The sequence below is a fragment of the Nonomuraea mangrovi genome (assembly GCF_042681425.1).
GTDB lineage: Bacteria > Actinomycetota > Actinomycetes > Streptosporangiales > Streptosporangiaceae > Nonomuraea > Nonomuraea mangrovi.
This window is the reverse complement of the sequence record NZ_JBHUFV010000027.1, coordinates 1-7,024: the sequence shown is the minus strand read 5'-3', so window position 1 is coordinate 7,024 and position 7,024 is coordinate 1. Positions and strand designations below refer to the sequence as shown.

8 protein-coding genes are annotated in these 7,024 nt (G+C 67.8%); 4 read left to right on the top strand and 4 right to left on the bottom strand.

Annotated elements, in window-relative coordinates:
* Positions 1-550: Hsp70 family protein (locus tag ACFSKW_RS17790; RefSeq protein ID WP_379573368.1), on the top strand; the 550-nt coding region annotated here is incomplete at its 5' end.
* A gap of 274 nt (positions 551-824) precedes the next feature.
* Here the strand turns inward: ACFSKW_RS17790 and ACFSKW_RS17785 are convergent.
* The 4 genes from ACFSKW_RS17785 to ACFSKW_RS17770 all read right to left on the bottom strand — a co-directional run bounded on the left by ACFSKW_RS17785 (position 825) and on the right by ACFSKW_RS17770 (position 4,059).
* The gene (locus ACFSKW_RS17785; protein WP_379573367.1) at positions 825-1,274 is read right to left on the bottom strand and encodes a DUF1931 family protein; all 450 of its coding nucleotides are present in this window, start codon (positions 1,272-1,274) and stop codon (positions 825-827) included.
* A gap of 5 nt (positions 1,275-1,279) precedes the next feature.
* Positions 1,280-2,929 carry an FAD-dependent oxidoreductase gene (locus tag ACFSKW_RS17780; RefSeq protein WP_379573366.1) on the bottom strand — a complete coding sequence of 550 codons (1,650 nt, stop codon included), beginning with the start codon at positions 2,927-2,929 and terminating at the stop codon, positions 1,280-1,282.
* Positions 2,926-3,465 (bottom strand): thioredoxin domain-containing protein, encoded by a 540-nt coding sequence (locus tag ACFSKW_RS17775; RefSeq protein ID WP_379573365.1) that lies wholly within the window; start codon positions 3,463-3,465, stop codon positions 2,926-2,928. Before ACFSKW_RS17775 ends, ACFSKW_RS17780 begins: the two co-directional genes overlap by 4 nt.
* 327 nt (positions 3,466-3,792) lie before the next feature.
* Positions 3,793-4,059 (bottom strand): tetratricopeptide repeat protein, encoded by a 267-nt coding sequence (locus tag ACFSKW_RS17770; RefSeq protein ID WP_379573364.1) that lies wholly within the window; start codon positions 4,057-4,059, stop codon positions 3,793-3,795.
* Between the two features lie 122 nt (positions 4,060-4,181).
* On the opposite strand from ACFSKW_RS17770, the gene ACFSKW_RS17765 reads away from it, so the two are divergent.
* From ACFSKW_RS17765 to ACFSKW_RS17755, 3 genes are all read left to right on the top strand, one after another.
* Positions 4,182-4,397, top strand: coding sequence for a hypothetical protein (locus ACFSKW_RS17765; RefSeq protein ID WP_379573363.1), 216 nt, complete (start codon positions 4,182-4,184; stop codon positions 4,395-4,397).
* A 400-nt stretch (positions 4,398-4,797) separates the two neighbouring features.
* Positions 4,798-5,772: a non-homologous end-joining DNA ligase gene (gene ligD, locus ACFSKW_RS17760; protein ID WP_379573362.1), complete on the top strand. Its 975-nt coding sequence runs from the start codon at positions 4,798-4,800 to the stop codon at positions 5,770-5,772.
* A 404-nt stretch (positions 5,773-6,176) separates the two neighbouring features.
* Positions 6,177-6,773, top strand: a complete 597-nt coding sequence (locus tag ACFSKW_RS17755; RefSeq protein ID WP_379573361.1) for an SMI1/KNR4 family protein — start codon at positions 6,177-6,179, stop codon at positions 6,771-6,773.
* Positions 6,774-7,024 lie beyond the last annotated feature (251 nt).

Below are 7,024 nucleotides of genomic sequence, written 5' to 3'. Positions count from 1 at the left end.
GGAGAAGGCGAAGGTGGAACTCTCGTCTGTCACCCAGACCACGATCAGCCTGCCGTTCATCACCGCCGACGCCGCAGGCCCAAAGCACCTGAACACGACGCTGATGCGCTCCACGTTCGACCAGATCACCGCCGACCTCGTCGAGCGATGCATGGGACCGGTCAAGCAGGCGATGGCCGACGCCAAGCTCACCGCGGACGACATCGACGAAGTGATCCTCGTCGGCGGATCCACCAGGTATCGCCGGCTTGACGTGCCCCGCCTGGCGGAATTCGAGGCCACCAGCGTCTACTACGCGGCGACCGCGGTCGAAGCTCGGCTGTGCCGCCACGATCCGGTCGCGGTCGTGGGCGGCGGCAACTCGGCCGGGCAGGCCGCGGCGTACCTCGCCCAGCATGCCGCCCGGGTACGCCTGCTGGTCCGGTCCTCCGACCTCAGGAAGAGCGACCTGCGAAGCGGGTCGATCAAACGGATGGCCTCCGCGGTCGGTGAGAGCGCCATGGCGATCAGACAGGTGCACGAGCATCTCGAGATGAGCGGCGTGAAATAGATCTAGGTAAAGGGTGATTTTCCTTCGCTGAGCGCCACGGCCTGCTTTCCGAGGACGAAATTCTTGCTCGCGAGCTCGACTATGTCCGCGTCCTGGACGAATTCGGCCGCGAACTCGGTCACCCCGTCTTTGATGATGTCTTCACCGTCGATCTGCGGGTTGCCTCCAAGCCGGGCCGATGAGGCCAGCCGTCAGCGACCGCGACACCGGCGAGCTGGCACGACAGCACGCGCCTCTCCGGAGGGTGTCCGCCGCTCGCCGCTCCGCGTCATGGTCACAGGAGCAGGCCCAACAGCCGGGACATGCGCTGCCAATGCTCGCTGGAAGGGTTCTTGAGGTCGGGTTCGACGATCTTGAGCGCGCGGGCGAGCACCATGGACAGCCCGCCGGCCACGGCCGGCAGCCGGGCCTCGGCGTCTACGCTGAGCGACAGGTCGAGCGGCGGCAGCGCGGTGAGCTGCTCCAGGATCGGCGATAGCTCCAGCTCCTCGTCCAGGTCGCGGAAGTCGTGCATGTTCTCCTGTAGTCCCTTGGTAATGGGCAGGTCCCATGGCTGGATGATGTCGCGCCTGTTCTCCTTGGCCGCGGCCTCGGCGACGACGAGCATGTCGTACAGCTTCTGGTTGACGAAGTCGTTGAAGCGCTTGAGGTCGTTCTTGTCCACGTCGAGTCCCGCGGCGGCGCGGAAGAAGCGCTCGAATCTGGCGTGTGCCATCACCGGCATGTCGATCACCGTCTTCTCTGTCGATTTCCTGTGGTGGTGAACCTCTCGTGCACCAGGCGCACGGCCATGGCGCCCTCCCCCACCGCGGAGGCGACCCGCTTGACCGATCCGCTGCGGACGTCGCCCGCGGCGAAGACGCCCAGGTGGTCGGTCTCCAGGGGAAGCAGTGCATTCCAGGTGGTGGATTGTCCCGTGACGACGAAGCCGCGGTCGTCGAGCGGCACGGCGCCCTCCAGCCACTTGGTGTGCGGGTCGGCGCCGATGAAGACGAACATCGCCCTGGTCGCGATCTCCAGGGACTTCCCTGTGCGCTTGTTGCGGACGCGGACACCTTTCAGCGTGCCGTCGCCGATGAGGTCGCATACCTCGGTGTCGTGCATGATCTCGATGCCGGGCGTGCGGTCGAGCTCGTCGGCGAGGTAGTGGGACATGCTGGCGCGCACGTCGTGACCGCGTACGATCACGCGCACCGACGACGCGTTCGTGGCCAGGTAGAGGGCCGCCTGACCGGCGGAGTTGCCGCCGCCGACGATGACCACCGGGGAGCGGCTGCACATGCGCAGCTCGAACGGGGTGGCCGCGTAGTAGACACCCGATCCCTCGTACTTCTCCAGCTCGGGGACCTGCAGCCGCCGGTAGCGGGCGCCGGTGGCGATGATCACGGCGTGGCCCTTGACGGTGTTGCCGTCCTCGACGACGACGCCGTAGAAGCCGTCGTCCGGCTGCAGACCGGTCACCTCGGCCGGGACGGTCAGCACCGCGCCGAACTTCCGCGCCTGGATGATGGCGCGCTCGGCCAGCTCGGCGCCCGAGATGCCGGAGGGGAAGCCGAGGTAGTTCTCGATGCGGGAGGAGGTGCCGGCTTGGCCGCCCGCGGCCACGGCGTCGAGCACGATGGTCGTCAGCCCTTCCGAGGCCCCGTACACGGCGGCGGCCAGGCCCGCGGGGCCCGCGCCCACGACGACCAGGTCGCTGACCCCGGTGCCGGGCACCGGGACGGGCAGGCCGATCGCCTTCGCCAGCTGGGCGACGGTCGGGTTGCGCAGGACCTTGTCGCCGCGCCAGATCACGACCGGGGTGTCCTCGGGCGGGATGCGCAGCTCGCGCAGCAGCGCGTCCGCCTCCTCGTCGTCCTCCAGGTCGATCCACCTGTGCGGCACCCTGTTGCGGGCAGCGAACTCGCGCAGCCGCCGGCAGTCCGCCGAATAGCGGGAGCCGATGATGCGGAAGCCGGTGCCCAGCCCGATCAGTAGGGACCGCCGGGCCAGGTAGGCCCGCAGGATGAGGTCGCCGAGTGCCTGGTCCCGCGCCACCAGCGCGCGCACCTCGTCGGCCGGCACGGCCAGCACCTCGCCTGGCTCCTGGACGACGGCGGTCAGGAATCCCGCCTGGCCGGTGAGCAGGCTGAGCTCGCCGAGGAACCGGCCCGGGCCGTGGACGGCGATCGTCCGCTCGTCCGGGCCGCGCCCCTCGACCATGGCGACCTTGCCGGTCAGCACGACGATGAACTCCGCGGTGGGCTCCCCCTCACGGAACAGGACGTCGCCTCCCGACACGGCCCGGCGCTCGCCACGGGGGGAGAGCTCGGCGAGCTGCGCCTCGCTCAGCCGGGGATAGGCGCCGTACAAGTCCGGCGTCTCGGGTACCGGCGTCATGCGCGCGCCTTGACCGCGTCCTCGACCCATCTGCCACCCTCGTGGGTGGGCGCGCCGCCCACCCGCTGGGCGACGACCTCGCCGCGGACCATCATCATGAGCGTCGGGATGTGCTTGATCGCGAGGCGCTCGGACAGGCGTCGCAACCGGTCCACGTCGACGAGTTTGACGCGGCCGGCCCGGTCCTGGGAGACCTGTTCGAGCGCGGGCGTGACCATCCGGCACGGCCTGAACCAGTCCGCCCAGAAGTCGACGGTGACCGGTAGCGCCGATCGCTCGGCGACCTCGGCGAACGTGTCGTCGCCCGCCTCGGCGATCCAAGGCAGCAGGGGCTGATGGCAGCTCCCGCGCTGGGGGACGCCGTCGGCCGCGGCAGGCACCCTGTTCCGTTTGCCGCAGTTCGGGCAGGCGATGGTGGACGTCATGTCAGCTGCCCGGTCCGGGAAGGTGACGCTCAGCTCGCCGTGGTCGACGTCCACTGTCACGGTCGAGCCGTCGGGGACACCCCAGGCGCCCGCGCCTCCGTCCTCTCTCATCTCTCCCAGGGCCGCGTTCTTCTACCCCGGCCGGTCGTACGTCCTCGAACTCGCGGGCGGGGTAAACGTCACCGCCCCTGCGGCGCCCCAACAGCGCCATGGTGACCTCCTCGATGTGATGCACACCGTTTCGAGGCTTTCGCGGGAGCTGCCGCTTCACATCCCCCATACATGTAGTCCTGGCGCTCACGCGTCAGCCGCCGGGCTCGTCGCCCTCCCGGACCGCCAGGAGGCGGGTCAGCTCGACGCGGGAGTTGATCTGCAGCTTGCGTGGAAGGCGACCGTGTGGGCGCTGATGAACATCTGCTCCGCCACCTTCCGGTTGGATCATCCGTCGGCGACCAGGAGCGAGACGTTGAGCTCGGTCTCGGTGAGGCTGTCCCAGCCGCAGACGGGCTGGTCGGCGTAGCTCCAGTGGCGGTAGTGCACGCCCATGCCGCGCAGCCGCTTGCGGACTCGGGCCGAATCCCGAACAGATCCGATCTCGTGGTAGATCGCGAGCGCGCGGTCGAGGCTTTCCACCGCGTCGTCGTGCCGCCCGTCGGCGGCCAGCAGGACGCCGAGGTCTTCCGTGGCGGAGGCCTGCCCCCGCACGTCGTCGGAGCGCCAGGCGGCCCGGGCCAGCGCCTCGCGGTCGCCGTCGGGCCGGCCGCGCGCGTGCGCGGCGGACGCGGTCAGGGGGCGCCCTGCTGTTCGGGCAGCTCACGGACCGGTTCATGGTCACGCTCGGGCTTTACATGGCCGCCACTGTGGCCACCGCCTTCGCCGTCCAGCCCTGGCACCTGTTCCTCATGCGCTTCCTGACCGGGAGGGGCATCGGCGTGGAGTACGCCGCGATCAACTCGGCCATCGACGAGCCAATCCCGGCGCGCAATCGCGAACTCGGCCGCGTAGAGGGTGAACATGCCAATGGCCACCGTGACCGGTGGTGAGGTTGAACAGCGCCACCTGTTCGCGTGCCTCCTGCCGCTCCCATGGCCGGGCACCCGTTCCCACAGTCGATGCACGAGAAGTCGCGGATCAGGACCCCCGCGTCCGTGGAATGCGTACGGCCCTCCTCCTCAGCGATGCGCTTGGTGTCCTCGTGATCCTGCCGCGAGCCGATGCGCCACACCCAGGTCAAGACGACGCTCTGGGCGACGATCCAAGAGACCGGTACGGACAACCGGGCGGCACCCGCGATCCCGACGGCCACGCCCACCACGACCCCCGGTACGACCGAGGTCGACAACCGCCGCCAGGAGAGGAGCCGTCGTCCGGGGCACTCCCAGGGAGCCCTCATCTGAACCAGGATCTCACAGAGCGCGTTCCGCACTTGGGTACGACCTCCTCATGGGGGACCTTCCGGAGTACTCACCGATGCTGGCGCGGCTCGGGCAGCTACCGCCGTCGGCCGAGGACCGGCTGTTCGGCTACGAGATGAAGTGGGACGGTGCACGGGCGCTCGGCTACGTGGACGGCGCCGCGCTCCGGCTGGTCTCGCGCAACGGCCTCGACGTCACGGCCGCCTACCCGGAGCTCGGACGGCTCCCAGGCGCCGTACGAGGCAACGCCGTGCTCGACGGAGAGATCGTCGCGTTCGACGAACAGGGCAGGCCGAGCTTCGCCGCGCTGCAACCGCGGATACACCAGCGAGATCCGGACAGGATAGCGGCGCTGGCGCGCTCAACGCCGGTCTCCTACCTGATCTTCGATGTCCTACACGTGAACGTCACCTGCACCATCGACCTGCCGTATTTGGAGCGCAGAGACCTGCTCTCGAGGACCGTGGCGGCCGGAGAAAGATGGAGCGTGCCGCCCCACAGCGTCGGCCACGGGGCCACGGCATTCCGGAGGAGCCGCGAACGGCTCCTAGAAGGCGTGGTCGCCAAGCGGCTGGCCTCGGCGTACCAGCCGGGGCGGCGCAGCCGCGACTGGGTGAAGGTGAAGAACTTCCGCACCCAGGAGGTGATCATCGGCGGGTGGAGGCCGGGAGAGGGCAGGCGTGCCGACATGATCGGATCGCTGCTCCTCGGCGTGTACGACGACGCAGGACGGCTGGTCTACGTGGGGCACGTCGGCACCGGTTTCACGGACGAGACGCTGCGGGATCTCGCAGCCCGGTTGGCACCGTACGAGCGGCCGGACAGCCCGTTCGAAGACAAGGTGCCGCTTCCGCACGCGCGCGACGCGCGCTGGGTCGATCCCGTCCTGGTGGGTGAAGTGCAGTACACGGAATGGACGGCGGACGGCCGCCTGCGGCATCCGAGCTGGCGCGGCCTGCGCCCGGACAAGCGGCCGGACCAGGTGCGGAGGGAGGAGGGCTGACTACGGGATCGGCCGGCCCTCATCCGGGAGAGCCGGGACCTCTACTGCAAGTACTACATGCCGGAGAAATGCGGACCGCCATATTACAACGGCGGCCCGCCTCGAGGCCCAACCAATTCCTGCGACGAATATCCGTTCGCCAGTACCATTCCAAGGCGCCTTGCACGCGAAGGGGCATTTCTCGGTACCCGCTGTGAATCACCAGCAGAATATCGACCAGGGTCATGCGCTGCGATCCTTCTACTCACACTACCGGGTCGGCGGCGACAACGAATCCTGGGTGTGGATCCAGCCCCAATCGTGTAGCCAGTTCGATCCATCCGAGGGAGGGCCCTGTGGCCCTCCCTCACCCTTTCGGCCACTTGCGGCAGCATCTATTCACAACCTGCCGTAGAATGCGCTCTATGAACGGCCCCAACACTCCCCGCTACGCATGGGCCGAACGCCTCCAGGCCGTGAGCGGCACAGACCACGATCTCCACAACGGTAGGGGATCTTCGCCGCACCCAACCGGATGGCTGGGAGCAACTCCCGTCAGTGAAGCCGAGCTCCTCCGTCAGGAAGAGCGCCTCGGCCGCCGCTTGCCACCGAGCTACCGAGAGTTCCTCCAGGTAAGCAACGGCTGGGACGTGAACTCCTTTACCAGTGTTCACCTTCTCCCCATCGCCGAGGTCGGGTGGACGCGCGACGTGGATCCGCACCTCGCGAACACATGGGGTCCCTCGCCTGACTCCCCGATCCCGAAATTGCCCGCCGACTATTTCTTCGACTACGACGCGCCTCAGGATCGGGATTTCTTTGAGGTCGGAGACTTTCTGTCGCACACGTTGTGCATTTCCGAGAACGTCGAGGGTAGTGTTTATCTGCTCAATCCGCACATTGTCACCTCGAACGATGAATGGGAAGCGTGGTACTTTGACTCCTTGTACGAGCTCGATGCCACCCGCTTCCGGTCGTTCTGGCACTTGATGGAGCACTCCTTCCGCGATAACGGATTTTGATTCAGTGCGTCACCCCGGCCCGCGAGTGCTCGCAAAGAACCGGGGACGCGTGGACGTTCCTGGCTAGCATCGGTGCTGGCACGGACAAACTGTTCACGCGGTTCAACGTACTGCTGTCTAAGCGCTGATTCGGCTCTGCCGCCCTCACCTAGACCATCTTCCGTGTACCGCAAAGCTCTCAGCTTGACACGGAGCCCTTTTCATCCTGCTTCGCGGAGTTGGAGTATGAGGATGGCTTTGACGAGCTGACC

What these genes read in the sequence shown, in the direction of transcription:
- ligD (WP_379573362.1), top strand. Translation starts at nt 4,798, where the DNA reads ATGGGGGACCTTCCGGAGTACTCACCGATGCTGGCGCGGCTCGGGCAG.
- ACFSKW_RS17765 (WP_379573363.1), top strand. Translation starts at nt 4,182, where the DNA reads ATGGTCACGCTCGGGCTTTACATGGCCGCCACTGTGGCCACCGCCTTC.
- ACFSKW_RS17775 (WP_379573365.1), bottom strand. Translation starts at nt 3,465, where the DNA reads ATGAGAGAGGACGGAGGCGCGGGCGCCTGGGGTGTCCCCGACGGCTCG.
- ACFSKW_RS17780 (WP_379573366.1), bottom strand. Translation starts at nt 2,929, where the DNA reads ATGACGCCGGTACCCGAGACGCCGGACTTGTACGGCGCCTATCCCCGG.
- ACFSKW_RS17785 (WP_379573367.1), bottom strand. Translation starts at nt 1,274, where the DNA reads ATGCCGGTGATGGCACACGCCAGATTCGAGCGCTTCTTCCGCGCCGCC.
- ACFSKW_RS17755 (WP_379573361.1), top strand. Translation starts at nt 6,177, where the DNA reads ATGAACGGCCCCAACACTCCCCGCTACGCATGGGCCGAACGCCTCCAG.